Source organism: Desulfobacula sp., assembly GCF_030611305.1.
Lineage (GTDB): Bacteria > Desulfobacterota > Desulfobacteria > Desulfobacterales > Desulfobacteraceae > Desulfobacula.
Genome location: NZ_JAUWQB010000014.1, coordinates 23,275 through 46,872, shown reverse-complemented (window position 1 = coordinate 46,872; position 23,598 = coordinate 23,275). Strand labels below are relative to the sequence as shown.

Annotated in this window: 25 protein-coding genes; 17 read left to right on the top strand and 8 right to left on the bottom strand. The window is 40.3% G+C overall.

Features of this window, described 5'->3' with window-relative positions; translation table 11 throughout:
• Positions 1 to 56: 56 nt before the first annotated feature.
• Together QAI40_RS04350 and QAI40_RS04345 are read left to right on the top strand one after the other, a co-directional pair.
• Entirely contained in the window at positions 57 to 314 is a 258-nt protein-coding gene (locus QAI40_RS04350; protein WP_299978486.1) for a dissimilatory sulfite reductase D family protein, read from the top strand.
• Positions 315 to 341: 27 nt separating this feature from the next.
• Positions 342 to 1,757, top strand: a complete 1,416-nt coding sequence (locus QAI40_RS04345; protein ID WP_299978489.1) for a cobyrinate a,c-diamide synthase — start codon at positions 342 to 344, stop codon at positions 1,755 to 1,757.
• A 70-nt stretch (positions 1,758 to 1,827) separates the two neighbouring features.
• On the opposite strand, the gene QAI40_RS04340 is transcribed toward QAI40_RS04345, so the two are convergent.
• The 3 genes from QAI40_RS04340 to tatB form a co-directional block, all read right to left on the bottom strand.
• Entirely contained in the window at positions 1,828 to 2,295 is a 468-nt protein-coding gene (locus QAI40_RS04340; protein WP_299978491.1) for a cytochrome c3 family protein, read from the bottom strand.
• Between the two features lie 145 nt (positions 2,296 to 2,440).
• Entirely contained in the window at positions 2,441 to 3,250 is an 810-nt protein-coding gene (gene tatC, locus QAI40_RS04335) for a twin-arginine translocase subunit TatC (RefSeq protein WP_299978494.1), read from the bottom strand.
• Between the two features lie 3 nt (positions 3,251 to 3,253).
• Positions 3,254 to 3,637: a Sec-independent protein translocase protein TatB gene (gene tatB, locus QAI40_RS04330; protein WP_299978497.1), complete on the bottom strand. Its 384-nt coding sequence runs from the start codon at positions 3,635 to 3,637 to the stop codon at positions 3,254 to 3,256.
• 518 nt (positions 3,638 to 4,155) lie between these two features.
• Between tatB and QAI40_RS04325 the strand changes: the two genes are divergently transcribed.
• Together QAI40_RS04325 and QAI40_RS04320 are read left to right on the top strand one after the other, a co-directional pair.
• Positions 4,156 to 4,308 (top strand): hypothetical protein, encoded by a 153-nt coding sequence (locus QAI40_RS04325; protein WP_299978500.1) that lies wholly within the window; start codon positions 4,156 to 4,158, stop codon positions 4,306 to 4,308.
• Positions 4,265 to 4,678, top strand: a complete 414-nt coding sequence (locus tag QAI40_RS04320) for a hypothetical protein (RefSeq protein WP_299978503.1) — start codon at positions 4,265 to 4,267, stop codon at positions 4,676 to 4,678. Before QAI40_RS04325 ends, QAI40_RS04320 begins: the two co-directional genes overlap by 44 nt.
• Before the next feature lie 63 nt (positions 4,679 to 4,741).
• On the opposite strand, the gene QAI40_RS04315 is transcribed toward QAI40_RS04320, so the two are convergent.
• The 3 genes from QAI40_RS04315 to QAI40_RS04305 form a co-directional block, all read right to left on the bottom strand.
• A complete protein-coding gene (locus QAI40_RS04315) occupies positions 4,742 to 6,166 on the bottom strand; it encodes a DEAD/DEAH box helicase (protein WP_304511457.1) in 1,425 nt (474 codons plus the stop codon).
• Between the two features lie 107 nt (positions 6,167 to 6,273).
• Positions 6,274 to 6,471: a sulfur carrier protein ThiS gene (thiS, locus tag QAI40_RS04310; RefSeq protein ID WP_299978509.1), complete on the bottom strand. Its 198-nt coding sequence runs from the start codon at positions 6,469 to 6,471 to the stop codon at positions 6,274 to 6,276.
• Positions 6,472 to 6,474: 3 nt separating this feature from the next.
• Positions 6,475 to 8,613: an aldehyde ferredoxin oxidoreductase family protein gene (locus tag QAI40_RS04305; RefSeq protein WP_299978512.1), complete on the bottom strand. Its 2,139-nt coding sequence runs from the start codon at positions 8,611 to 8,613 to the stop codon at positions 6,475 to 6,477.
• Positions 8,614 to 8,823: 210 nt separating this feature from the next.
• Between QAI40_RS04305 and QAI40_RS04300 the strand changes: the two genes are divergently transcribed.
• The 8 genes from QAI40_RS04300 (at position 8,824) to QAI40_RS04265 (ending at position 16,745) form a co-directional block, all read left to right on the top strand.
• Positions 8,824 to 9,123 carry a YggT family protein gene (locus QAI40_RS04300; protein ID WP_299978515.1) on the top strand — a complete coding sequence of 100 codons (300 nt, stop codon included), beginning with the start codon at positions 8,824 to 8,826 and terminating at the stop codon, positions 9,121 to 9,123.
• 19 nt (positions 9,124 to 9,142) lie between these two features.
• Positions 9,143 to 9,643 (top strand): DivIVA domain-containing protein, encoded by a 501-nt coding sequence (locus tag QAI40_RS04295; RefSeq protein ID WP_299978518.1) that lies wholly within the window; start codon positions 9,143 to 9,145, stop codon positions 9,641 to 9,643.
• 71 nt (positions 9,644 to 9,714) lie between these two features.
• Positions 9,715 to 10,797 carry a type IV pilus twitching motility protein PilT gene (locus tag QAI40_RS04290; RefSeq protein WP_299978521.1) on the top strand — a complete coding sequence of 361 codons (1,083 nt, stop codon included), beginning with the start codon at positions 9,715 to 9,717 and terminating at the stop codon, positions 10,795 to 10,797.
• Positions 10,798 to 10,832: 35 nt separating this feature from the next.
• Positions 10,833 to 11,996 (top strand): type IV pilus twitching motility protein PilT, encoded by a 1,164-nt coding sequence (locus QAI40_RS04285; protein WP_299978524.1) that lies wholly within the window; start codon positions 10,833 to 10,835, stop codon positions 11,994 to 11,996.
• 3 nt (positions 11,997 to 11,999) lie between these two features.
• Positions 12,000 to 12,587, top strand: coding sequence for a zinc-ribbon domain-containing protein (locus tag QAI40_RS04280; RefSeq protein ID WP_299978527.1), 588 nt, complete (start codon positions 12,000 to 12,002; stop codon positions 12,585 to 12,587).
• A gap of 26 nt (positions 12,588 to 12,613) precedes the next feature.
• Positions 12,614 to 13,489 (top strand): hypothetical protein, encoded by an 876-nt coding sequence (locus tag QAI40_RS04275; RefSeq protein ID WP_299978530.1) that lies wholly within the window; start codon positions 12,614 to 12,616, stop codon positions 13,487 to 13,489.
• A complete protein-coding gene (locus tag QAI40_RS04270) occupies positions 13,486 to 15,486 on the top strand; it encodes a penicillin-binding protein 1A (RefSeq protein WP_299978533.1) in 2,001 nt (666 codons plus the stop codon). Before QAI40_RS04275 ends, QAI40_RS04270 begins: the two co-directional genes overlap by 4 nt.
• On the top strand, positions 15,483 to 16,745 hold the full coding sequence (locus tag QAI40_RS04265; protein WP_299978535.1) for an SPOR domain-containing protein: 1,263 nt from the start codon (positions 15,483 to 15,485) through the stop codon (positions 16,743 to 16,745). Before QAI40_RS04270 ends, QAI40_RS04265 begins: the two co-directional genes overlap by 4 nt.
• A gap of 7 nt (positions 16,746 to 16,752) precedes the next feature.
• Here the strand turns inward: QAI40_RS04265 and yedF are convergent, their stop codons facing one another.
• Positions 16,753 to 17,367 carry a sulfurtransferase-like selenium metabolism protein YedF gene (yedF, locus tag QAI40_RS04260; protein WP_299978538.1) on the bottom strand — a complete coding sequence of 205 codons (615 nt, stop codon included), beginning with the start codon at positions 17,365 to 17,367 and terminating at the stop codon, positions 16,753 to 16,755.
• A 211-nt stretch (positions 17,368 to 17,578) separates the two neighbouring features.
• Here yedF and QAI40_RS04255 point away from each other — a divergent pair, with 211 nt between their 5' ends.
• A complete protein-coding gene (locus tag QAI40_RS04255; protein WP_299978541.1) occupies positions 17,579 to 17,875 on the top strand; it encodes a hypothetical protein in 297 nt (98 codons plus the stop codon).
• A 26-nt stretch (positions 17,876 to 17,901) separates the two neighbouring features.
• Here the strand turns inward: QAI40_RS04255 and QAI40_RS04250 are convergent, their stop codons facing one another.
• Entirely contained in the window at positions 17,902 to 18,927 is a 1,026-nt protein-coding gene (locus QAI40_RS04250) for a tRNA dihydrouridine synthase (protein WP_299978544.1), read from the bottom strand.
• Positions 18,928 to 19,129: 202 nt separating this feature from the next.
• Here QAI40_RS04250 and QAI40_RS04245 point away from each other — a divergent pair, with 202 nt between their 5' ends.
• Genes QAI40_RS04245 through QAI40_RS04230 form a run of 4 tightly spaced genes read left to right on the top strand, consistent with a single transcriptional unit; the run spans position 19,130 to position 23,488 of the window.
• Positions 19,130 to 20,104: a FeoA domain-containing protein gene (locus QAI40_RS04245; protein ID WP_299978547.1), complete on the top strand. Its 975-nt coding sequence runs from the start codon at positions 19,130 to 19,132 to the stop codon at positions 20,102 to 20,104.
• Position 20,105: 1 nt separating this feature from the next.
• Positions 20,106 to 22,277, top strand: coding sequence for a ferrous iron transport protein B (feoB, locus tag QAI40_RS04240; protein WP_299978550.1), 2,172 nt, complete (start codon positions 20,106 to 20,108; stop codon positions 22,275 to 22,277).
• Between the two features lie 23 nt (positions 22,278 to 22,300).
• Complete coding sequence (locus QAI40_RS04235; RefSeq protein ID WP_299978553.1) at positions 22,301 to 22,759, top strand: SH3 domain-containing protein; 459 nt, start codon at positions 22,301 to 22,303, stop codon at positions 22,757 to 22,759.
• A 39-nt stretch (positions 22,760 to 22,798) separates the two neighbouring features.
• Positions 22,799 to 23,488, top strand: coding sequence for a tetratricopeptide repeat protein (locus tag QAI40_RS04230; RefSeq protein WP_299978556.1), 690 nt, complete (start codon positions 22,799 to 22,801; stop codon positions 23,486 to 23,488).
• Positions 23,489 to 23,598: the final 110 nt, after the last annotated feature.

Here is a 23,598-nt window from a genome sequence, read left to right as displayed (position 1 = left end):
AAGCCGGAGTGTATTTGCGCTCCGGCTGATACATTTCATTTCAAAGGAGTATGACAATGAGTGAACTTCTTGATAATAAAGAAGCTGCAACTAAAGCAGTGGTGGATTGGATGACCAAAAAATCCAAAAACAAAACCAAGTTTTATTTCAAAGATTTCTATAAAGTTTTCCCGGATGACAAACCAAGACTTATTAAAAAAGTTATTACTAAAATGGTTCAGGAAGAAGTTCTTGAATACTGGTCTTCAGGAAGTACAACCATGTATGGGCTTAAAGGCGGCGGTATCCAGCATTCGTCTGAAGGCGAAGAATAATAAGATAAAGACAAGTCAAATTTATCCATGCAAAAAGGCGGTAAAAAGGTTCCGGGAATTATTATTGCCGGCCTTAGGGGGGGATCAGGCAAGACGATAATCTCCCTGGGGATCACTGCTGCATGGAAAGAAAAAGGCCTTAAGGTCTCCCCATTTAAAAAGGGACCTGACTATATTGACGCCGGCTGGCTTTCAAAGGCAGCCGGACGTCCTTGTTATAATCTGGACACCTTTCTTTGTAACCCTCCAATTGTTAAACAATCCTATCAGGAAAATTCAAAATACTGCGATATTGCTGTTGTTGAAGGCAATAGAGGGCTTTATGACGGTATTGATATGGATGGCTCCACTTCAACCGCAGAACTTGCAAAACTTTTAAACCTGCCGGTTCTACTGGTCCTGGACTGTACCAAAAGCACCCGTACAATGGCAGCTTTGCTTATGGGGTGCATGAAGTTTGATCCTGAAATCAAAATTTGCGGTGTTATCCTTAACCGGATAGCAGGTTCAAGACATGAAGGAAAGGTGAGGGCAAACATAGAGAAATATTGTAATATCCCTGTGTTTGGGGCTGTCCCAAAATTAAAGTCCAAAGATTTCCCTGAACGGCATATGGGGCTTGTTACGTCTGAGGAACACGCCTTTTCTGATCAGGCGATTAAGGCCACTTTAAAAGTTGCCAGAGACAACATTGATTTAGATGAACTCTATAAAACTGTAACCGGTGAATACTATAGCACTGAGCCCGAAACTATAATTCAAATCAATTCTTCAGAAGTGAAACCGGTCGAACCTGAACCTGTTACAATTGGAATCATAAGAGATTCGGCTTTTCAATTTTATTATCCCGACAATATTGATGCATTAAAAAAGCTGGGTGCTGACATTGTTTTTATCAGTCCTTTGACAGAAGAGAGCATACCTGATGTTCATGCCATCTATATGGGAGGAGGCTTTCCTGAAACGCATGCACCGCAGCTTGCTGGAAATACTGTCTTTAGGAAAAAATTGAGAAAATTATCTCAAAACGGGCTTCCCATTTATGCAGAATGCGGGGGATTGATATTCTTAGGTCAAAGTATCCTGTTGAATGACAGGGAATATCCCATGTCCGGAATTCTTCCCATTAAATTCGGGCTGTCCAAACGACCACAGGGACACGGATATACCAAGGTTGAAGTTGTTAATGAAAATCCATTTTTTAAAATGGGTGAAACTTTAAAGGGTCACGAATTCAGGTATTCCAGTATTCTGGATATAGATTATCAGGATCATGAAATGGCCTTTAAAATGGAACGGGGCAAAGGTATCCTTGACAAAAAGGATGGTTTTTTTCAAAATAATACCTTTGGGACCTATACCCATATCCACGCTCTTGGCAGCCCTTCCTGGGCTCCCTCCCTGGTCAAAAAAGCAAGAGCATTCAAAGCCGCTCAAGCCTGATTCCATAAAAAAAGAGGCTTTCCGGATCCTGGAAAACCTCTTTTAAAGCGTAATCGTTTTTATAAAACGGTTATTTCTTTTTCTTTGTAGAGATATGGCATTTAGTGCAGGAAGCAGGAGCAGGGCCTTTCATTCCTTTTTTATCGCCGGCTTTTTTGTTGATGTCTTTGTGACAGGTGACACAATTTCCATGCATGGCGTTTTCATGGACCATGATGTCTTTTCTGTTTTTTTTGTCTTTTTTGAACTTGTTATGGCATTCGCTGCATTTCTGGACATTATCACCTATTTTAAGATCCAAGGGTTTATTGTCCTTGTCATGGTGACATTCTCCGCATGAGATTTTGTGATCTTCCATATGCTTTTTGTGGGTGAATGCCAGTGATTTGAATTTTGGAGCCCGTTTTTTGGGTTTTTTGTAACCAGGATCTTCCAAGATTAAATTATCTTTGACTTCTGTTCCAGCATTAAGACCTGTTGCAACAAAAATCACAGCAATACCTGCAACCAAGAGCAGAGTCAGCAGTTTTTTGTTCATAATTGGTTTCGCTCCTTTCATAATTAACATTTTATTTTGCCTTTTTATCAGCGGTATTTCCATACCCCCGATTGTTTCTTTAATATTTTATTTAAGTTTTTACACCCAAGACAATTGAAAAGTCAATACTAAAACTTTTCTAAATTTATGGTTCTTCCTTCTGGTTTTCTGTGTCTGCCTGTGATTTGATATCCTGGTCTTCTTCCGGGTCATCATCAATCTCTTCAGCCTTTTTTTTCCCGAATATTTTAGCGCCGATAATGCTGATTTCATAAAGAAGCATCAAGGGCAGGGCCATCATGATCTGGGTGACCACATCCGGTGGTGTGATAAGCGCTGCACCAACAAAAAACAGCAAAAGAGCATATTTCCTGTTCTTCTTTAAAAATGGCACAGTGACAAGCCCCATTCTGGCCATAAAAGTTAACACCAGGGGCAGTTCAAAAACAAAGCCGAATGCCAGGAGCATCTTTGAAGCAAACGAGAGATATTCCTTCATGGATGGCATGGCGGAAATGGTTTCCGTGGCAAATCCTAAAAAGAATTTAAATCCGTATGGGAAAACAATGAAATATCCAAAAGAGGCACCAATAGCAAAGAAAAAGACAGAGAGAAATACAATGGGTAAAAAGTATTTTTTCTCAGCCCTGTAAAGGCCGGGAGATACAAACATCCAGAATTCATAAAAAAGGACAGGGGTCGCAAAAATTATTCCGGTGAGTAAGGCGACTTTAAGGTAAGTAAAAAACGCTTCAGGAAGTCCTGTAAAAATCATCTGAGCGTTTCCATTTTCACCCATGGCAGTGACAAGGGGAGCTATCAGAATTTCAAATAATTTTTCTTTAAAAAAATAAGCGACCACAAAGCCAATGCCCACGGCAATAAAGGAACGGACCAGTCTGTCTCGCAGTTCTCCTAAATGCTCTGTAAAAGGGCTTTTTTCTTCTTTACTCATATGTTAATCGGTTTTATCGAGTTCTGATTTGTTGTTATCGGTTTTATCCGCTTCTTTATCTACTGGAGCATCATCTGTATTATTATCCGGAATTTCTTTGCTATGGTCCTGTGAGCCGGAATCTTCCCTGGAAGTCGCAGTTGTTTCATCTTTAATATTAGCGTCTTTTATAATCCCTTTAAGATCTGTTTCAGGGTCTGCGACATCCTTAATATCTTTAACAGTAGTTTCCACATCAATGCTGCGTTTAAAATCCTGGGCAGATCGTTTGAATTCTCCCATGGCACGGCCTAAGGTTTTGGCCAGGTCCGGCAGTTTTTTAGGCCCTATGACAATGAGTGCTATGGCCAGAATCATTAAAATTTCAGGCATTCCAAGACCAAACATTTTTTATTTCAACTCCTTTAATGAAAATTACTGATTACCAGGATTGTAGTTTTACACTGAATGTCGACTTAGTGTCAAGAAAGGATAAATAGCCAGACATTACAACACTTAAATCAAATGGGTTTTATATATTAAAAGCCGATGCTTTTGTGTTATGGTGAGAGTTGAAGAGAGATTTTGATCGGTATGACCGACCTGGAAAAGTCGGAGGAGCGATTTAAGGAAGCAATGAAGACAAATGAAAATTTTACTGACCAATTAAAAGATATTATATCAACAAATTATGCCATTGGTGCTTTGATAAATTGTGAACAAATTCATCTGGGATCTCTGTAAACAAAAGCTTTATCATAAAAACTGGTGCCAAAGGTAAAAAAGAGAATTATTTTCTTAGAAAATATAAATTCGGAAAAAATGAAAGTGAAATAGAATTTGAACATTCAATCATAAAGCATCTGAAGAAAAAGCGATTTGACCTTGTGGCCGGACTGATCCATACAAGGGATAGAAAAACTTTTGTGAATCAATATAATGGTCAAAATTATTTTTATGCCATTTTTGAAATTCTTACCGATGAAGACAGATACAGCTGGGTTAACCCTGACTGCAGCAAAAAAGATCTGAAAAATGCTGCCGTTGTCCTTGCAAGATTCCATAACCGGATTGTTTGATTTTGACTGGTCAAAGATTGATGCCCGCTGCTTTGATGTTGCCCTTGCCATAATTTATTTTTGCATGGTTTGGAAAGGAGAAGCAGGCGGCAGACTTCATATGGGAAAAACTGCCGTCTTTTTTCATGCTTACCAGAAAGCCAGCGCTACCGGGATCGGACCTTTGAGTGACAAAGAACTGAAATACCTTCCATACATGATTAAAGCCTCTAATATTTATGTCATGAATTGGGTTATACAGGATTATTATGACAGGAAAAATGAAATAGACCCTTGCATCCATATAAGGTATCTACAGCATTATATCCGTTTTTTGCAGTGGTTTGAAAAAAATGGCAACTTTAACGGGTTGGAAAAATTGGTATTGTAAACCAGATACTTTTGTGAGACATAAAAAAACTTGTCCGGGGTGAAGAACACCAGGGAAAGGGAATTATTTTTGCCTGTACCTGTCGGACCTGGTTTTCCCTCTAAACGGCTTCCTTTTTTTATACTTTGGTTTTGAATAATATTTTTTCTTTGGCTCGGGAAGGGGCTTGTCCAATTCCTCAGACGGATATTCACATTCGATTTTATTTCCCAGCACCTCTTCGATTTTAGGAATAAAAAAAGAACTCATTTCATCAGCAAAACTGATGGATATCCCTGTTGCGCCAGCCCGACCCGTTCTACCGATTCTATGGATATAATGTTCAGGCTCATGGGGAAGATCATAATTGATAACATGGCTGATGTCTTCAATATGCAGTCCGCGGGCAGCCACATCCGTTGCAACCAAAAGGTTGATCATGCCGTTTTTAAAATTATTTAAAACTTTAAATCGTTTGTCCTGTGAGATATCGCCTGAGAGCACACTGCATTTCTGGCCGTATCTTTCAAATTTTGCCGACAGGGTTCGAGCCGTATCTTTACGGTTTACAAACAGGAGTACGCGTTTTAACTGTTCATTATTGATCAGGTTATAGACATGTTTAAATTTATCTGTTTCAGTTGAAATATAGATAATCTGATGAATGCTGTCGGCTGCCGCCTGTTCAGGATTTATTTCTATTTGTACCGCTTCCCTGGTCGTCCAGCTTTCTGCCAGCCTTAAAACATCCGGTGTTAAAGTTGCAGAAAAGAACAGGGTTTGTCGATTGTTTTTATGGGGTGTTTTTAAAATGATTCTGCGGACATCCGGAATAAACCCCATATCCAGCATACGATCTGCTTCATCTATGACAACAATTTCAATCTTGGAGGGGTCGATCAATCTCTTATTCATGAAATCTATGAGCCGACCGGGTGTTGCAACAATGATATCAACGGGCCTTTCTCTCAGCATGATCTGTTGCTGTTTATAGCCTGTTCCGCCAAAGATGGACAGAATTCTTAAATTGGTATATTTGGCAAGTTCCTTGAAATCCTTTTCAATCTGATAAACAAGCTCCCTGGTAGGTGCAAGGATTAATGCTCTTGGGGCTCCCTTTCTGTTTTTAAAAGCTTTTTTTATAAATGCTGTTAAAATAGTGATAATGAAGCTGGCACTTTTACCTGTGCCTGTCTGGGCCTTGGCTGTGGCATCTTTCCCTTCCAGTGTATGGGACAGCAGCTTTGCCTGGACAGGGGTGCAATAGTTGAATTTTAAATCTGAAATGGCATGCATGACACTCAATGGGAGATCAAAGTCGTGAAATCTTGTTTCCCCTTCCCGGGGTTCCACAGCAAAATCATTGATGGACCATTTTTTTTCCCTGGGTTTTGCAGGTCTTTTTCTTGGTATTTTGGTTTCAGGTCTGGACGGTGATAGGACAATAGGTGATTCTGTCTGGCGTTTTCTGCTAAAAAGCGCCTTTAAAAATAAAAAAAATTGTTTCAATCGTTACTTTCTTTTAAGAGTTTAAATAATAGTTGTCGGACTGTTACCAAATGGTTTTTAACAGACAGGCAGTTATTTGTGAAGTTAAAATTGTTAAAAAACTTTTTTTATCCTCCGGCAACCAGAGGCAGCAATTGAATTTTTGAGTTGTCAGGGATGATTGTTTCAGCAAATTTAGGGCTTGAAACAAGTCTGCCGTTTAAACGGGCAACTGCACAGAATTCAACATTGTCAAGTGTTTCTAAAAGAGATGCCATGGTCCAGTTTTCAGACCATGGCACTTGTTTTCCATCAACTTCGATCATGCGTTATTCGATACCATTTTTCTTTAAGACTTCCATGACTTCAGGAAAATCAATACCAAGACGTTTGACGGTTGCAATGGTGGGGATTCCATTTTTGTTCCATCCGCGCCGCTCATAGACAGCATCTTTGAGAAGTTCATATTGTTCTTCTCTTTTTTGTCTTAATGCAGCGACTTTGTCCTTGGAAGTCATGGTGCTGATATCCAACCCATATTTTTCTTTAAGCTGTTCATCATATCGTTTTTGCCGTGATTCATATTCCTCCACGGTCACAGGGCCAACAGCCCTGTAAGGTACGGTATCATGCTCTCTTGTACCAAAGCCCATTTTCAGATTGAAAATTCTCTGGAAATTATAAACCGCCTCACTCATGGTAATGATGTCATCGGGCCCTGTTTTCCTGCCGGTAACAGCAGAAAAGAAATCAGCATACCAGCCTATATGTTTCATTACTTTGGCAGGTTCAGGTGTGTTCTTGTTGTCTTCAGGAACAATATCGTTCCAGGGAAGTTTGCAAAGTCCGCAAAGGCCGAACCAGGTTCTGAACATGGGGAACCAGTGAAGGGCTTCTGCCTTATCCTCAAATGTTGGCATGAAATTGTGAACCATATCAAGAAAGATGAGCCAGGCTTCATCATGCTGGGGGCCTTTTAAGGCCAATCCGTACCCGCCCTGCTGGGCAAGGGATTCTTTGGTGATGTATTCGGAAAATTCAAGTCCCTTGGATTCCATGCCAATGTCCTGCATAAAGGCCATGTCAGCACCAAAGTCTTTTGCAAAGATTTGTTTCATCTGTCTGATACCCTTACCGACAATGGCGCCAAATCCCTCACCCCTTGCCATCTGATGGATAATTTCCAAGGCGTTAAACCGGCTGCCAAAGCTTAAATCCATTCCGTCGGTATGGTCAGTCGTAATCAGATGGTTCTCAAAGCATTCCATGACAAATCCAAGGGAGGTTCCAACGGATATGGTGTCCAGCCCATAAGCATCACAATAAAAATTAATTTCAAGGATTGTCTGGGCATCAAAAATACCCAGGTTGGAACCGCAACCCGCCACTGTTTCATACTCAGGCCCGTCAACAAATACTTTTTTCCCTCTATAGGGGCCTGTAAATGGTGAAAAGTCTTTGACTCCGTGGGAACATGCAACGGTACAGCCTTTCCAGCACCCATCAAAGCCCTTGTCAAAAATATGTTCATAGACTTCTTCCCCAATGACACGGCTTTCCGGATGGGAGCCAAATTTGAAGTTATGTACGGGCAGACAGTCATGATCGTTCATGATAGGCACAAGGTGGGTCGTTCCAACAAGAGACATCCTGTTCTGTTTGGGATCAAGTTCATTGATTTCTTTTGCATGGGTTTTGGTGACAAGTTTTAGCCCGTCAAAGTCCGCAGGGTTATTGGATTTCATGGAAATGGCACCATATCGTGCCACAATGGCTTTTATTTTTTTATCGGCAAAAACAGTTCCGATACCGCCGCGACCAGCCTGTTTGTATCTGACTCTTTTACGTCCGGCATCCCACCAGGAAAAGTTAAGGCATCCGAAAAATGTATGTTCTGCACCCGGACCTGCCGTTACAACAGAAACATTGACAGGTTTGTCCTCATCAAAATACCGGGTTAAAGTATCTGAAAGCTCATAGGAATCGCTTGGAAGATTTTTTGCTTCAAATATTTTGATTTTGCTTTCAATCCCGTCTATGAAAATGACGGTATCTTCTTTTGCTTTTCCGTCAACCTGGATCACATCAAATCCGGAAAATTTTTTATAGGGCCCGAAATATCCGCCTACATTTGAATCAATGGGTGCACCCGTTAAAGGTGAAATAGCAGTCACAATACTTTTCCCGCCGCCGGGGTACCCGGGAGTCCCGCCAAGGGGACCCGACGAGATACATATGGCGTTTTCAGGGTCGTTCCATTTGGTACTGGCTTTAACCGCATTCCACATCAACCAGAGATCATACCCTTTCCCCCCGATAAATTTATTTTTTATCTTTTCTTCGATGGGATTGATGATGATATTGTTTGCATCAAGGTTAACGCGGAGGGATTGATCGGTATACCCTTTTTTTATTGTGGCTTTTTTATAAGATATGGCTTTTATTTCTTTAAGATTGATTTGACTCATTTTATGACTCCTTAAGTATAGATACTTCCATGTAATTGATATTGATTTGAAATGGTTAAACCATTATTATTATAATCACTGCCGGTTGTCAACCAATGAAAGCAAATATTTAATCCGGCTAAATATGTAAAAAAACTTGACTTTTCATGGTATTCATAGTTAACCAGAAAATTAAAAGATATGCAATTCTTTTGGGAAAAGGTAATATAAATGCTCATATTAGCCAATTTTTTTGAAGCCATAGCCGTTGTTCTGGATTATGGACTTACGTTTTATATGTGGATCGTTGTTGCAGGCGCGGTTTTGTCATGGGTGAGTCCTGATCCTTACAATCCCATTGTAAGGTTTATTAATATGGCAACTGAGCCTGTTTTCTATCAAATTAGAAAGAGACTTCCCGTGAATTTCGGGGGGCTTGATATATCTCCTGTTATAGTGATTTTAGTCATTATTTTTCTTCAGACATTTGTTGTGAACAGCCTTCACGGGCTGGCACGCACAATAGCATAATGAAAAGTGAGGTATTCTTATGGGTATAACACCACTGGTTGTTAAGCAAAAAGAGTTCACGACAAGATTTAGAGGGTTCGATGTTCAGGAAGTGGATTATTTTCTTGAAGATGTGACAAAAGAACTTAATAATCTGAATCATACCATTCAAAGTCTTCAAGAAGAAAACCATCGGATGAATCTGGAGAATCAGGGCTATAGAAAGAGAGAAAATTCTATGAAAAACGCCATGATTCAGTCCCATAAAGTCCTGGATCAAATGAAAGAAAATGCTAAGAAATCTTCACAGCTGATCATTGCCAATGCTGAAGTTGAAGCTGAAAAAATGTTGAACAGGGCGCATAATCGGCTTTCACAACTTCACAGTGATATTATTGAGCTGAAACGTCAACGAATTCAGCTTGAAATGCAAATCAGCGCTGTACTCGAATCCCACTCAAAATTGGTTGAGATGACAAAGGAAGAAAATAAGACTGCCGACGAGACCGATTCTACCTTAAAATTTATCAAACAAGCATAATTTATTAATACTTCGTTCCCGCACATGCGCATAGGAACGAGAGAATCATTAACTAAAAAAAGGTATGGAAAATGGCTGAAATTGATGCTTTTTTTAAACTGATGCATGAGCAGGGTGCTTCTGACCTCCATCTGGCTTCTGGCCAGCAACCTGCATTAAGGCTTCATGGCGATATTGAACGTATAAAATATGAGACTCTGACCAGCGATAAATTACGGAAACTTTTATATGAAATAACCTCCCAGGAGAAGATCAAGGTTTTTGAAGAGACCGGGGATGTGGATTTCGGTTATGAAATTCCGGGACTTGCCAGATACAGGGCAAATTATTTTATGCAGAAAAACGGCATCTCAGCAGTTTTCCGTGAGATCCCGGCCGAAATAATGACGGCAGAACAACTTGGACTTCCTCCCGTTATTTCAAAACTGGCCAATCTTCCAAGAGGCCTTGTCCTGGTCACAGGGCCAACAGGTTCCGGTAAATCAACTACTCTGGCAGCCATTATTGATCAGGCAAATCGGACTAGAAGAGATCATATTATCACCGTAGAAGATCCCATTGAGTTTGTGCACAGAAGTCAGAGTTCTATTGTGAGTCACAGGGAAGTGGGATCACATACACAATCTTTTTCATCAGCACTAAGGGGGGCTTTGCGTGAAGACCCTGACATTATTCTTGTGGGTGAGTTAAGGGATCTTGAAACCATTTCCCTTGCCATAGAAGCCGCGTCTACAGGCCACCTGGTGTTTGGTACCCTGCATACTTCCAGTGCAGCCAAAACCGTTGACAGAATTATTGAAGTCTTCCCCTCCACTGAACAGGCTCAGATACGGTCTACATTGTCTGATGGCCTGAGAGCTATTGTCGCTCAGACACTGTTTAAAAGGGTGGATAAAAAAGGCAGATGCGTGGCTTTGGAAATCCTTGTGGCAACACCTGCTGTGCGAAATCTTATCCGGGAAGCCAAAACGCACCAGATCCCATCCATGATTCAGACAGGAAAACAATATGGGATGCAATTGCTGGATGATGCCATCATGCAGTTGTACAAGAAAAGATGGATCAGCCCGGATGAGGCATATGGAAAGGCGAATAATAAATCCTTATTCAGGCCATTCTTAAAGAATCCGCCGGCTGATTTTACAGAAGCTTAAAGGTTTATTTAAATTAAAACTAAGAGGAAAATGGCATGAAAAAACAGCAGATTGACCATATCCTTTCCAAAATGCTGGATTCCCATGACAATGTTTCAGACTTGAACTTTACGCCGGACAAACCGCTACAGGTTGAAAGTTCCGGTGAGTTGGTTGCAGTGAACATAGATCCGGACTTTAAACTGCTGACTCCGTTTCAAACTGAAATATTTGCATTGTATTTGATTAATAATAATCGGAAATTAACAGAGACGCTGATTAGAGAAGGATCTTGCGATCTTTCCTATCAACTGGGGGATAAAGCACGGTTCAGGGTAAATATATTTTCAAGATCAGGCAAGTATTCCATTGTCCTAAGAAAACTTGAGACAGAAATTCCCACCATTGAGGAGCTGAATTTGCCCCGTGCATTTCATACAATGGCAGAAGAGAGAAACGGTATTGTTTTTGTTACCGGGGCAACCGGTTCTGGAAAGTCAACATCTCTTGCAGCGCTATTGGATAAAATCAATAAAACAAAGTCTGTTCACGTGATCACCCTTGAAGATCCGATTGAGTATCAGCACTCCCAGAAAAAATCCACTTTTAATCAGCGGGAACTGGGAGCTGATTTTGATACCTTTGCAAATGGTTTGAGGGCTGCCTTGCGGCAGGCCCCAAAAGTGATCCTGGTAGGTGAAATGCGTGACAGGGAGACAGTGGAAATTGGTCTTTCTGCGGCTGAAACAGGCCACCTTGTCCTGTCAACATTGCATACCGTAGATGCCGGCCAAACCATTAATCGTGTTTTGGGGATGTTTTCCACTGAAGAAGAAAAACAGATCAGAATCCGTTTGGCAGATACAATCAGATGGGTTGTGTCTCAGAGATTGTTGCCAAAAATTGGCGGCGGAAGGGTGGCTGCCTTTGAAATTATGGGTTCGAATTTGAGGGTGAAAGATTCTATTCTCAATGGAGAGTCCGAGGGCAAGACATTCAATGATATCATTACCACAGGCAAGGCCCAGGACATGGTTTCTTTTGATGAATATATCATTTCTCTTTATGAAAAGGGAAATATCAGTGAGGACACCGCATCATCCTATGCATCAAGGAAGGATATTGTGGGTCGAGGCCTTGATTCGATAAAAAGTTCCCGTGGTGAAACCACAACAAATATTGATTCATTGGAAATTGATCGTGGATATAAAGGAAGTTAAGCTATGAACGTGACATGCCATAATTGTAAAACAAAACTCAATATTCCGGATTACAAAATTTCCAAGGACAAAGAGTCAGTCTTTAAATGTCCCAAATGCAAAGAAAAGGTCCATGTCCCTGCTGTAAAACAGCAAAAACAAATTTCAAATCTCTCCTTTGATGAACGGCTGAATGCCCTTGTCTGTATTGATGGGGATGATTTGAAAAGAAAGGTGTATTCGCTTATTAAACAGATGGGACTGAATGCAGAGACAGCAGCAAACACCAAAGCTGCATTGAAAAGACTTGAATACCATATTTATCATCTGGTGATCATTGATGATGCTTTTGATCAGAATAAGGGGTTTTCGGGTATTCTTAACAGGATGAATACCATTGATATGTCTTTAAGGCGCAGGATCTGCCTTATTTGGGTCAGCAACAAATTCAATACCAATGATAACATGGCTGCCTTGCATTCCAGTGTGGACACTATCATTCACCAGGATGACATTATTCATCTGGAAGCATTTTTATCCAGGGCTTTAATGGAGCATAAAAATTTTTACACGGTCTATAATGACTCCTTGAAACAGGCCGGAAAAGCGTAAAGGAACGGTGTGCATAAGAATTTTTTATGATCCAGCAATGGTATGAACCTTTAAATTTTTCTGAGTGGCTGAGAAGAACCTTTTCTTTTCTAAATATTGCAGTCTTTATCATTACGGCTACTTTCATTTTTTCTGAATTCAGGTTTGACTGGGTTGAAAACCTTGTCGGCTCTTATCTTACCTCCACAAATGAGTTTCGTCCTGAAACAGGAGCTATCTGGGAGACGGGAAAACAAACTTCCAATGCCCATGAGTACCTTAATAAGATTATCAGTAAAAAAGAGGATACCCGGCAAAACGTTCATCAGGCATCCACTTTTTCCGACCTTGCTTCAGGTATTTTGCCAGGGGACTGGGTTACATTGGAGAAACAGCAGTTTAAAATACTTTATCTGACCCTTGAAAAATCGACGGCTTTAAAAATTATCGAACCGGCGCAACTGGTCTGGTTGTTGAACGGCAGCTCTCTGGACAGGATATTTTGCGAAGGTATCACAGGGGGGATCAAGATTTATTTTATTGATTCTGAAAACAGAGTGATCAAACAGATTGATCTTAGAAAAGAAGATATCCTTGAGATTGAAAACGGTGACAAGCCAGTGCCAGGGGAACTTGCGGATATGGATGGATTTCTGGGACGGATATATCCGGCCCCATTTTTTTTTGATACCCTGTTTAAACTGCCTGCTGATATTATTCCCGATCTGATAGTGAATCCTGAAAAGTTACTGAAACAGGATGGAAAGATCGTTAACATTGGTATCTGGAATGAAGCGGAAAACGGTTATATTAAACTCGGGTTTGAATTTGAAGAGACAGGGGGCAAGCAGGTTGTTTTTATAAAAGGTCGCGAATGGGCTGTCTGGCAGCTGAGTCTGAATCTTAGAGGAGAGGGGAATTGAATCTGGTTTTAAGATTCATAAAGCTTATCCGGTTCTGCCTTTTTTCCGGTTTAATTCTTGTTTCACTCGGATGTCTTTGCGGGATGTTTCTGGTGTTTTTTGTTGCAAAAGATCTTCCAAAGCTTCCGTCTCCTTTAAGCCGGATCATTGAAAGGCCTCAAACTCAGGTTTTTGCCTCAAACGGGCAGGTGATGATGACTCTTGGAGAGAGAAAAACCATTCCCTTGAACATGGTTTCCCAGGATTTTATTAATGCGATTCTTGCAACAGAAGATCACAGGTTTTTTGAACATCACGGGATCAATAAGCTTCGAACTGTAAAAGGGCTTTATATTACGTTTTTTAAATCAGGCAAGGTCCAGGGGGCGTCCACCATTACCCAGCAGCTCGCAAAAAATTTGTTTTTCAGTTTTGAAAAAACATATAAACGTAAATTCAAAGAACTGCTTGTGGCATTACAGATTGAGATTTCCAATACAAAGGAAGAAATTTTACATGCCTATATCAATCAAATTTATTTTGGCGCGGGGGCCCAGGGTATTGAAAAAGCTTCAAGAGTATTTTTCGGTAAATCTGCTCTGGATTTAAACCTGGCTGAGGCATCACTTCTTGCGGGACTGCCTAAATCTCCTACAAATTATAATCCATACAGGCACTATGACCGGGCGTTAAAAAGGCGTGAGGTTGTTATAAAAAGAATGGTACAGGTTGGGTTTATATCTGATCTTGAAGCTCAGCGAGTCATGCTGACAAAACCTGAACTTTATCATGAACAATCCGATTCAAGATCAGGAAGTTATTTTTTAGATGCGCTGATAAACGAGCTGATTCAAAAGTATGGAGAAGATGTTGTTTATCATGGCGGCATCAAGGTATTTGCCACTATTGATACAAGACTGCAAACTTATGCCCGGCAGTCTTTAAAAAAAGGCCTTGGAAGGCTTGACACCATGATGGGTATTAAAGATGAAAATGCGGATTATCCCCAGGGGGCGCTTGTGGCCATTGATACAGGGTCCGGGGCTGTGAAAGCCCTTGTCGGGGGCAGGGATTATTACAAAAGTGAATTCAACAGGGCCATAAAAAGTCTTCGGCAGCCGGGAAGCGGTTTTAAGCCTTTTCTTTATTATACGGCATTTAAAAATTTAGGGTTCCATCCTGCAACCATCCTGACGGATAAACCTGTTATCATCCCGGTAAAAGGAGCGGCAGACTGGGAACCAAAAAATTTTGGCAAAACCTTTTCAGGTGATATGATTTTAAAAAAGGCGTTAATCAACTCTGTTAATGCGATCGCCGCCCAGCTTGTAGAAAAAACCGGCCCAGAGGCGGTTAACAGAACTGCCAGAACCTGTGGCATTCAGAGCCCATTAGAAGATGTGTATTCCGTGGCTCTCGGAACCTCAGGTGTGACACCCTTTGAAATGGCATCTGCATATACGGTTTTTGCCAACCTTGGGGTTCTGCATGAACCCTTTCTTTTCTGGCGGGTGGAAGATGCATTCGGCAGGGTTATTTTTGAGCACATTGTTCAGGAAAAAAGAGTGCTTGATCCCTCCACTACTTATCAGGTGGTGGATATGATGAAATCAGTCATTGAAAGGGGGTCAGGGCGATCCATTCGGCAACTGGGATTCAACCGTCCTGCTGCCGGAAAAACCGGCACCACGGACAGCTACAATGATGCCTGGTTTACAGGGTTTACACCGACACTCAGCACATCTGTCTGGACTGGTTTTGATAAACAAAGAAAATTGATGGATATCAACAAGGTTGGTATTACAGGTGGTAAAATCGCTGCACCGATCTGGGCTGAGTTCATGATGAATGCCCTCAAATCAGAGCCTGAAAGAGATTTCCCAATTCCTGATAATATCCGGTTTGAAAGTGTGGATACAACAACAGGGTGTAACCCAAAAGAGGGGAATGAGACATTTGAAGTTTTGAAAGTCCCTTTAAAGCCTGAACAACATTTGTGTGTGGAAGAGGAACAATGATCTGGATTTTAAGAAACATCAGTGTACATCTGTGGATCACCACTCTGTTTACCATACCGCTGACTTTTTATATTATGCCAGGGCTCACAAGGTTCTTTCCCGGGATCAGCCCTTTAACCACCGGGCTTGTGGCCATTACAGGCTTAGTTGTTGTGATCGGTTTTTTAATGGATATGACAGCTAAGAAAGCCGTGATGAATTTGATTAAAGAAGGGCAGGCCTGGGAGAGGTCGGGAATTCTGAATAAGGCTGAGAAAAATTATATAAAAGCGTTAAGAATTTATGATACGTTTCTTCTCTGGCCTTTTTCTGCAAAAAAAATAGCTCAAAAAATATCCGGTGCCATTGCAAAATTTAAATTAAATACTTCTGTTAAAAATCAAAATTTTAAATTAGGCACTATGGTTTATCTGAAGATGAACCCGGAGGATGAGGATATTGCCCAACTGTGGCTTGCCCAACTTCGACAATCAACTATTGTGACATCATTTGAGCAGGAAGTATTGTCTGTCCTTGCGGAAAAGCATTATGCCAATAAACTTTTGTCAGCTTTAATGACTGATATCTTTCTCGGGTTGGAAAGAAAGGACTTTATTGCAAAAAAACTTTATCAGCATGGACTAAAAGATCCTGTATTTAAAAAGAGATATTCAGAAAGAATCGAGGATGCCATTGGTAAAACTGATAAAACCCTTCAACAGGAAGTATCCTTTCTATTGCCTGAGAGAAAGCCTAGAAAGAAGATTGAGATTGAAAAAAAGATAGGGTCGATAACGGAGAAGGGTGTTTCTTATTTGAAAAACGCATGGGCGTTCATTGGATCTGTTTTAAGTTTTTTGATTTTATCTGTGGGCAGGGGAATCGCATATATCAAAGAGCATGAAAAGACACAATTTTATTTAAAGGCGGGTTTTCTTTCGGTTGTTTCGATCTGGCTTGGATTTTTTATGATAAATACCATGTTCCATATGTTTAAACCAAAAGCAGTTGAAAAACAAAAAGTGAAAATTCAAATTCAGGCACCCAAGCCGTTTACGATCCAGGTGGCCGCATATTTAAATCAGAAACATGCTGTCAGGTATATTGATATTTTAAAGAAAAAAGGAATTGATGCGATAGTCAAAAAGGTGGATGGTGGTGGAAAGACATGGTTTGTGGTCCGGGTTTCCGAATTTGCTGATAAGAAAAGTGCGACAGCTTACGGCCAGAAACTAAAGCAGCAAAGGATTATTGATGATTTTTTTGTCAACAACAAATAAATTATAATCAGAGATTAATGACTTTATCGGCTAACTGCATTGATGTCACTACATCAAGCATGTTAGTCGTTTCACCGATAACTTTTTCATTCATCAATCCCAAGTGAGTTAAGCATGCCCCGCAAACAAGGATGTCTACGCCTGATAGTTCAAGCTCTTTGAGTTCTTCAAGAATTTTGGAATTTTTGATAGAAAATTTTACACCATGGTTTAAAAGTACCAGGCGCCAGAGGTCATTACCCAGTTCTTTCAAGGTTTTAACAAAATTGATCATCAGTTTCTGGCCCAGAGCATCATTCCCCTTTCCAATCTGCTGTGAAGAGAGTATGACTAAAATTTTCTGGCTGTCGGATTCCTTTTTTGTTTTAACAGGGCCGGAATCAGTTTCCAATTTTTTAGCTTTTTCAGGGGTACGTTGGCCCGATACCGTGGAGATGATACCGTCAGAATCAACAGATACTTCAAACCCCTGGAAGTTTAAAAACCGGGTTACATTTTCCACAGCAGCATCATTGTCAACAATAATATTAATTTCTGTGACGGCCTCCTGTTCAAGAAATTCTTTTGTTTTCAGTACAGGTGCGGGACATTCAAGTGTTCTACAGTCAATTTTTTTTGTCATTGTATGATTCCTTTCCTTTCTCTTTTCACCTGTTAATTTTAAGAAGCCTTCAACTCTATGTCAAATTGCTATATCCAATATGAATTTCAATTGTCATTGAAAATGCTGATAAAATATTTGGGAATTAAAAAGATTTGACAGCCAGGGCCTTATATGACCATACTTTTAGTAAATTGATGTAAATACAATTGTTAAAAAAAAGGAGAAAAACATGGTCATTATTTCAAATGTCACCTATCCGCCTGAAAGTACTAAAGAAATTGCGAAACGATATCTTAAGGCGCCTGTCCTGCCAGAGTTTATAAATAAAAAAGGGCCGTATGTTTCAGCCAGTAAAATCAATGGCATGAATTCCATCACCTATTATGAACTGGACAATAACAGGCTTGCAGAAGGTTTACAGGCTGTCGCTGAAAGCCTGGCCATCTATTTTGGTGTGCCGGGATATAAATATAATCTCAAACCTTATTTTGAACTTGAAGAAGGGCTTAATATCCTTGGTTTGTAGTCACTGATTTTTTATAGAGCCAAATATTACAAAAATAAATTAAGGTTTGGTCTGGAAAGGACTTCAGGGTTTGTTTCAAAAATCGAATCAAGGCTGATTCTGATATCATCCATGGTTTTTGCACGGATCAGTTTTTTTAAGATCTGATGGCCGAATTTGAAATTAGCGCAAAAATACGGAGAAAACTTTTTAAACAGTTTAACTGCAAAATCATCATCATAATGATCTAAAAGAATCTGTGTCATTCTCATGGCAGAAGTAAAAAAAATATCATCTCCTGGAGAAAAGTCTTTTGTCCACTGTGCAAACAGCCAGGGCCGTGCAACTGCCATCCTGCCGACAGACAGTCCCTGGCAGGATGTCTGCTCGATCATTTTGACACCATCTTCTGCTTCAAAAAGGTTTCCATTGCCAAACACAGGGATGCAGACAGCCTGTCTGACAAGTTTTATAACATCCCACTGGGGAGGCCGGTTCCTCCTGTCAGGTGCGATTCTTGGGTGGAAGGTGAGTGCATCAGCCCCGGCATCTTCAAACCTCTTAGCCATATCCACTGCAAATTGAGGGGTGTTCACCCAACCGGTTCTGAATTTCACAAATACAGGAATAGAGACAGACTCTCTCACAGCTTTTACGATTTTTGATGAAAGGCCAGGATTTTTTAAAAGAGCGGCCCCGCATCCTTTTTTGCAGATCGCTGCCACAGAACATCCGAAATTAAGATCAACCCCGAAAAAGCCTTCCTTTTCTATTCGTATAGCAGCCTTGGCCATACTTTCCGGATCAGGTCCAAAGATCTGGCAGACAAGGTGTTTAAGTTCTTCTTGCCGCCATTTAAACACCAGGGATACATCTGGGTTCTCATGGGGGACGGCCTTTGCGCTGCACATTCCTGTAAAATGCAGACCAAACCCGCCAAATTCACAGATGAGCTGCCTTAAGGCAATATGGCCAAGGCCTGCCATGGGTGCGAGCACGATTCTGTTATGAATGATTTGGTCTTTTATGGTTAAGTCTTGTAAAAGATATTGGGCAAGTGTCTGGGTTTTCATTATTTATTCGCCAAAAGTGGTTTCTTAAAATGGTGTTAACTAACCAAGAACGTAGTGCCTTGTCAATGCCTTGTTTTATGCTTTTAATAGACTATGGCCTTGTCATTATGGTCTTGAATCCATATTTTTTGTAGTTGGCATTTGCTTGACATAAACTATCAGCTATAATATCTTAAACCGTTATTTTTAAGGGACAAAACTAATGACCGATACGCATGAGCAAGAAAAAAAGCAGTTTAAAAGATTGTTTCAACAACAGGGTGTTGACCAGTTTGACTTCAGGTTTCAGGTTTTGGAAGCTTTTTTAAAACTTGAGCATCATGTAATCATCAAAGATATCCAGGTCCAGCTTAAAGCGGACGGGGTCAAGCTTGATAAAGGGTTTGTATTAAACAGCATGGAGCTTTTGTGCAGGTTCGGATTTGCAAGCAAAATAGAGTTTGATGACAAAGAAACCCAATATGAACACAGACACCTTGGATTACATCATGACCATATGGTCTGTATAAAATGCGGCAGCATACTGGAATTTAAGGATGAGGCGATAGAAAAACAACAGCTCAAGGTTGCAGATGCCTATGGGTTCCATATGCTTCAGCATAAGATGGAAATATACGGTATTTGCTCCAAGTGTATGGAACATCGCACTGAACTTGTACCGCTTCACAAGGCGAAACAAGGAGAAAAGCTGATTGTAAAAGAATTTGATGCCGGTAGAAATATGCAGCTTCGAATCTCTTCAATGGGGCTTAAGATTGGGGATTTGATTGAAATTGTTTCTGCCGGGTTTGGCGGCCAGGTAGTGATTTCAGCAGGAGAGAACCGTTTGATTTTAGGTAAGGGCATGGCAGAAAAAATAAGGGTTCAGCCCTTTGATCGGATAAAAACGCAACGCCATGATAGCAAACAGGAATCCAATGATACCTTTCGAGCCCCCCTGTTGCTCAGTCAGATGAAAACCGGTCAGGAAGGCGTGATTCGAAAGGTTTCCGGAGAAAGCGTTTTAAGGCGGAGACTGCTTGAAATGGGAATTAACAGGGGATCAACGATATATGTCGAAAAATATGCACCACTCAAAGATCCCATTGAACTTATTATCAAAGGATACCATATATCACTCCGGGTTCATGAAGCTGCAAATATTTTTGTTGAAAATGTAAAATTTAAAAAAAGGTAATATGAGTAAGGAATTGACCATTGCCCTTGCGGGGAACCCCAATTGTGGCAAGACCACCATATTTAACAACCTCACCGGTGCCAGGCAGAAAGTAGGAAACTGGCCGGGTGTCACTGTGGAGAAAAAAGAAGGGAAGTTAAGACATAAAGAATATGACTTGAAGATTGTCGATCTTCCGGGTACTTACAGTCTTACACCATTCTCAATTGAAGAAATCACGGCAAGGGATTTTATTTTAAATGAAATCCCGGATATTGTTGTTAATATTATTGATGCCTCTAATCTTGAGAGAAGCCTTTTTCTGGCCATTCAAATCCTTGAACTCGGGCGACCTGCTTTATTTGTACTGAATATGGCAGATGTTGCAGAAGCAAAAGGGATTCAGATTAATGAGAAAAAATTATCCCAGTTACTGGGATTGCCCGTTGTTTTTACCATTGGAAATAAAAATAAAGGGATTGATACTCTTGTTGAGGCGGCTATTGAGGAAGTTAGCCGGTTTAGTGAAGGGAAAGAAAGCCGGGATATCAGATACGGCCTGGAGATCGAAGGGTGTATTTCAAGGGTTGAAACTGAGATTCTCCAAAGCGAAATAAATATCGGCGGTGTACTTAGATGGAATGCCATTAAAATTCTTGAAGATGATAAAATCGTTAAAAAGAAATTTCAGGATTTGTCATCCTCGGCAGCAAAAAAGGTTTTTCAGACATCAGAGGCGTGTCGTAAAAGAATCTATGATTTGTTTGAAGATGATTTTGAGATTGTACTGACCGATGACCGGTATGGGGTTATTGCAGGGATTGTAAAGGAAACAGTGACCAATCTTGCCATTAAACGGATCGATATGTCACGAAATATCGATCTTGTACTTACGGACAGATTCTTTGGGATACCCGTCTTCATTTTTTTTATCTGGGCCATGTTTCAACTGACATTTTCCCTTGGTGCATATCCTATGGAATGGATAGATATGACGGTTTCAGCGCTTTCCGGCAGTCTTGATAAAGTTATGCCTCCATCTATGTTAAAAGATCTTCTGCTAAATGGTATAATTGCAGGAATCGGCAGCGTTATTATTTTTCTTCCCAATATTCTCATCCTGTTTTTCTGCATTGCTCTTTTTGAGGATACCGGGTATATGGCAAGGGCTGCTTTCTTAATGGACAGAGTTATGCATACATCGGGACTTCATGGAAAATCCTTTATTCCTATGTTAATGGGGTTTGGCTGTACTGTGCCTGCGATTATGGCCACACGAACCCTGGAGAGCGACAAAGATCGTATTTTAACGATTCTGATGACACCATTCATGTCTTGTTCGGCAAGACTTCCTGTTTATATTGTACTGGCGGGCAGTTTTTTTGCCGAAAAGGCCGGCACCGTTATCTTCAGCCTGTATTTCACAGGTATTATCATTGCTATTTTGTCCGGCAGATTTTTAAGGGCTGTTTTGTTTAAAGGAGAAGAAGCCCCGTTTATTATGGAGTTGCCGCCATACAGAATGCCAATGCTAAAAAGCCTTTTGATCCACATGTGGGATAGAAGTAAAATGTTTTTAAAAAAAATGAGCGGGGTTATTCTTATCGGTTCGATTATTATCTGGGCCCTTTCAAGTTTTCCAAGATCAATTTCCTATACTGTGGATTATGATGGAAAAATCAATGCGTTAAAATCTGATTATTCCCAAATGATTGCTTCGGCTGCGACTCAAGAGGCAGAAGAATTAAATCGGCAATTAAGTTTAGAACTTAAAGATATTGAAAACAGAAAAGAACAGGAACGGGTGTCTAATTCTTATATCGGCAGAATTGGAAAAGGGCTGGAGCCGATATTTAAACCGATTGGAATAGGCTGGCAGGCAAGTGTCGCAATTGTTACAGGCTTTGTTGCCAAAGAGGTTGTTGTCAGTACAATGGGGGTGTTATATGGTGTTGGTACCGGCGAGGGTGAAGCGCTTGAAAAAGCGCTTAAAAAATCCGGTATGACGGCGCTTTCTGCGCTCTCAATGATGATTTTTGTTTTGTTATATGTGCCTTGTTTTGCAACTGTTTTAACTATTTACAGGGAAACTTCAGCAAAGTGGGCTGGCTTTAACCTGATATATACAACTATGGTTGCATGGGGCATGTCTTTTTTGGTATACCAGACAGGAATGATATTAGGTTTGAGTTAGAAGAAATAATACGGAGGCTTTTTATGAAGCAGGTGAATATAGAAGTCATTATTAAAGATATGCTGGTTATTATGGCAGTTTTATTGATTTTGCCAGTATCAGCTTTTGCCCAGGAAAGACTTTCTGTTACGGCTACTATAGCCAATATGCGATCAGGTCCTGGAACGAAATATGATGTATTGTGGCAGGTTGAGAAATATCATCCTGTTAGAATTGTCGAAAAAAAAGGTGAGTGGTATAAAATAAAGGACTTTGAAAATGATGTGGCCTGGCTTCATAAATCCCTTTTAGGCAAGATAGAAGGTGTGATCACGATAAAAGACAAATGTAATGTCCGATCCAAGCCAGACACCAAAAGCCGGGTTTCGTTTACGGTTGAAAAAGGTGTGCCGTTTAAGGTTCTTGCGCGAAAGGGCAACTGGATTAAAATTGAGCATGCTGACGGGGATTTTGGCTGGATTTATAAAACACTCGTGTGGTAAATTTTATTTATTAATATATTTTTAAGGTGGAATAGCAGAATGGCAGAGCAGAGAGTCTCAAATGAACGGAGAAAGGAACTTGAACAATTAGACCCTTTTCAGGAAAATCTTTTAAAGGCGATAGCCTATGGTAAAGAATATAAAAAACAATTGATTCTGATTGCGGGGGCCCTCGTTTTGGTAGCAGTGGTTTTTTCAGGGGTTATGTATAGCTTTCAAAAAGCTGAAAATAATGCTGCCATACTTGTGAGTCAGGCATTAACCAAATATGCAGAAGCCAGTGATCCCGATAAGGGTTATCTGGAAATTAAAGAAGATTTTAAAACTATTTTTACGGATTATGCCAATACAACTGCGGGTAAGCGGGCTAAGGTTAAATTTGCCAAAATATGTTATGAGGCTTCAAAATTTGATCAAAGTTACAAATATTATAAAGAATCCCTTGAGATATTTAAAAACGAAGCTTTGATGGAAAATTTTCTTCTGGCATCATTGGGACATGTAAGCCTTGCCAGAAAAGAAATTGAAGAGGCTAAGAAATATTTTCTTCAAATCGAAAAAGGGGAAATTGATTTATTGAAGGATGAAGCAAGATTTTCACTGGCCATGTTGTATGAAGCCGATAACAATGTGGCTGAGAGCAAAAAAATGTATGATAAAATTGTGACGGAATATGAAAGTTCAATGTACAAGCCGATTGCCAAAAGTAAACTTGATGAAATGAAGTGATATAAACTTAAAAAGACTGCTTAACTTTGACGCCGCAGCCTTTTTAAGAAAAGGGAAAAAAGATGAAAAAACTAACATCCTGTTAGTAGAAAAATAATATTGCAATTTTC

What these genes read in the sequence shown, in the direction of transcription:
- QAI40_RS04280 (WP_299978527.1), top strand. Translation starts at nt 12,000, where the DNA reads ATGAACGTGACATGCCATAATTGTAAAACAAAACTCAATATTCCGGAT.
- feoB (WP_299978550.1), top strand. Translation starts at nt 20,106, where the DNA reads ATGAGTAAGGAATTGACCATTGCCCTTGCGGGGAACCCCAATTGTGGC.
- QAI40_RS04255 (WP_299978541.1), top strand. Translation starts at nt 17,579, where the DNA reads ATGGTCATTATTTCAAATGTCACCTATCCGCCTGAAAGTACTAAAGAA.
- QAI40_RS04305 (WP_299978512.1), bottom strand. Translation starts at nt 8,613, where the DNA reads ATGAGTCAAATCAATCTTAAAGAAATAAAAGCCATATCTTATAAAAAA.
- QAI40_RS04235 (WP_299978553.1), top strand. Translation starts at nt 22,301, where the DNA reads ATGAAGCAGGTGAATATAGAAGTCATTATTAAAGATATGCTGGTTATT.
- thiS (WP_299978509.1), bottom strand. Translation starts at nt 6,471, where the DNA reads ATGATCGAAGTTGATGGAAAACAAGTGCCATGGTCTGAAAACTGGACC.
- QAI40_RS04350 (WP_299978486.1), top strand. Translation starts at nt 57, where the DNA reads ATGAGTGAACTTCTTGATAATAAAGAAGCTGCAACTAAAGCAGTGGTG.
- tatC (WP_299978494.1), bottom strand. Translation starts at nt 3,250, where the DNA reads ATGAGTAAAGAAGAAAAAAGCCCTTTTACAGAGCATTTAGGAGAACTG.
- yedF (WP_299978538.1), bottom strand. Translation starts at nt 17,367, where the DNA reads ATGACAAAAAAAATTGACTGTAGAACACTTGAATGTCCCGCACCTGTA.
- QAI40_RS04265 (WP_299978535.1), top strand. Translation starts at nt 15,483, where the DNA reads ATGATCTGGATTTTAAGAAACATCAGTGTACATCTGTGGATCACCACT.
- QAI40_RS04230 (WP_299978556.1), top strand. Translation starts at nt 22,799, where the DNA reads ATGGCAGAGCAGAGAGTCTCAAATGAACGGAGAAAGGAACTTGAACAA.
- QAI40_RS04285 (WP_299978524.1), top strand. Translation starts at nt 10,833, where the DNA reads ATGAAAAAACAGCAGATTGACCATATCCTTTCCAAAATGCTGGATTCC.
- tatB (WP_299978497.1), bottom strand. Translation starts at nt 3,637, where the DNA reads ATGTTTGGTCTTGGAATGCCTGAAATTTTAATGATTCTGGCCATAGCA.
- QAI40_RS04250 (WP_299978544.1), bottom strand. Translation starts at nt 18,927, where the DNA reads ATGAAAACCCAGACACTTGCCCAATATCTTTTACAAGACTTAACCATA.
- QAI40_RS04340 (WP_299978491.1), bottom strand. Translation starts at nt 2,295, where the DNA reads ATGAACAAAAAACTGCTGACTCTGCTCTTGGTTGCAGGTATTGCTGTG.
- QAI40_RS04320 (WP_299978503.1), top strand. Translation starts at nt 4,265, where the DNA reads ATGCTGCCGTTGTCCTTGCAAGATTCCATAACCGGATTGTTTGATTTT.
- QAI40_RS04290 (WP_299978521.1), top strand. Translation starts at nt 9,715, where the DNA reads ATGGCTGAAATTGATGCTTTTTTTAAACTGATGCATGAGCAGGGTGCT.
- QAI40_RS04300 (WP_299978515.1), top strand. Translation starts at nt 8,824, where the DNA reads ATGCTCATATTAGCCAATTTTTTTGAAGCCATAGCCGTTGTTCTGGAT.
- QAI40_RS04345 (WP_299978489.1), top strand. Translation starts at nt 342, where the DNA reads ATGCAAAAAGGCGGTAAAAAGGTTCCGGGAATTATTATTGCCGGCCTT.
- QAI40_RS04275 (WP_299978530.1), top strand. Translation starts at nt 12,614, where the DNA reads ATGATCCAGCAATGGTATGAACCTTTAAATTTTTCTGAGTGGCTGAGA.
- QAI40_RS04295 (WP_299978518.1), top strand. Translation starts at nt 9,143, where the DNA reads ATGGGTATAACACCACTGGTTGTTAAGCAAAAAGAGTTCACGACAAGA.
- QAI40_RS04245 (WP_299978547.1), top strand. Translation starts at nt 19,130, where the DNA reads ATGACCGATACGCATGAGCAAGAAAAAAAGCAGTTTAAAAGATTGTTT.